This is a genomic window from Vibrio sp. Vb1337 (assembly GCF_033338715.1).
Lineage (GTDB): Bacteria > Pseudomonadota > Gammaproteobacteria > Enterobacterales > Vibrionaceae > Vibrio > Vibrio alginolyticus.
Genome location: NZ_JAWOTD010000110.1, coordinates 1 through 1,370 on the forward strand (window position 1 = coordinate 1; position 1,370 = coordinate 1,370).

Genomic DNA, 1,370 nt, shown 5'->3' on the forward strand with positions numbered 1-1,370 from the left:
AGCCATTGGCTTGAAGCTGCCGAAGCGATGGACGCCGAAGAATCAATATGGGCCGTTACAAAACATCCCTGAAAACGAATTAAGTCCAAATGCAATATTTGAACGTGTGTGCCAAGTTCGTATGGAGAAACTGCCAGACCCAGCTAAAGTCGGTAACGCAGGGAGTTTCTTTAAAAACCCTGTGATCAGCCAAGATCATTATGATCAACTCATTCGAAAGCATAGCGACATGGTGGCTTACCCTGCAAACGAGGGAATGAAAGTGGCAGCCGGTTGGCTGATTGACCAGTGTGGTTTGAAAGGTATTTCAGTCAACGGTGCTCAGGTGAACCCTTTACAAGCGTTGGTATTAACAAATGTCGACAACTGCAGTGCTGATGACGTGGTTGCACTTGCTTCTCTGGTGAAAAAGGCGGTGTGGGATAAGTACCAAATTGAACTCGAACACGAAGTGCGCTTTATGAATCGTCAAGGTGAAACTAATCTCGCTAAGATTGAGGCGGCTCAATGAGAAAAGAACACTCAGTGAAGCTACATATCCTTAAAACACTCAGCGATGGCGGTTTCCATTCAGGTGAAATGCTTGGACAACAACTGGGCATTTCTAGAGCGGCAATTGCAAAGCACATTAAAGGGTTGAATGATTGGGGAGTGGATATTTATCGTATCCAAGGACGAGGCTATCAACTGGCTCATCCTCTTCAATTACTCGATGAAACTCGTCTGAAAAATGCCATTAGCACTCCGGTAGAACTGATTTCCGTGATCGATTCAACGAATCAATATTTGTTAGAGAAAGTCAGTGAATCCGATAAAGGGCGAGTTTGTATCGCTGAATATCAAGCGCAAGGTCGCGGACGTCGTGGTCGTCAATGGATATCGCCATTTGGCACTAATTTATATTTGTCTATGTACTGGCGTTTAGATGCGGGTATGGCGGCAGCGATGGGACTGAGTTTGGTCGTGGGTATTGCTGCAGTCGAAGCACTGGAAAGTATCGGTATCCAAGGTGTTAAGCTTAAGTGGCCAAACGACATCTACTATCAAGATAAAAAACTAGCCGGTATTTTAGTGGAGATGTCTGGTCAAGCAGGAGGCGCAGCTCACTTAGTGATTGGAATGGGATTAAATATTGGCATGCCTGATGTGCAGCCCGGTATTGATCAACCTTGGACAACACTCAACCAAATTTCCAATGAAGTGAGTATCGATAGAACTCAATTGGCGATACGTCTTATCGATCATTGGAAAGCCGCGTTAGAAGAATATGAACTGACTGGACTGGGTGGTTTTGTTGAACGTTGGAATCGTTTGGACAACTTTATCGGCCGACCGGTTAAGCTTCTTATGGGACCGAGAGAAATACACGG

General features: G+C 45.2%; 1 protein-coding gene and 1 pseudogene. Both read left to right on the forward strand.

The window, feature by feature from the left end; genetic code table 11:
- A pseudogene (locus tag R7E42_RS24280) lies at positions 1-511 on the forward strand (UDP-N-acetylenolpyruvoylglucosamine reductase); the annotation flags it as partial.
- Positions 508-1,370: bifunctional biotin--[acetyl-CoA-carboxylase] ligase/biotin operon repressor BirA (gene birA / locus R7E42_RS24285; RefSeq protein ID WP_005458756.1), on the forward strand; the 863-nt coding region annotated here is incomplete at its 3' end. The pseudogene R7E42_RS24280 and the gene birA, both read left to right, overlap by 4 nt.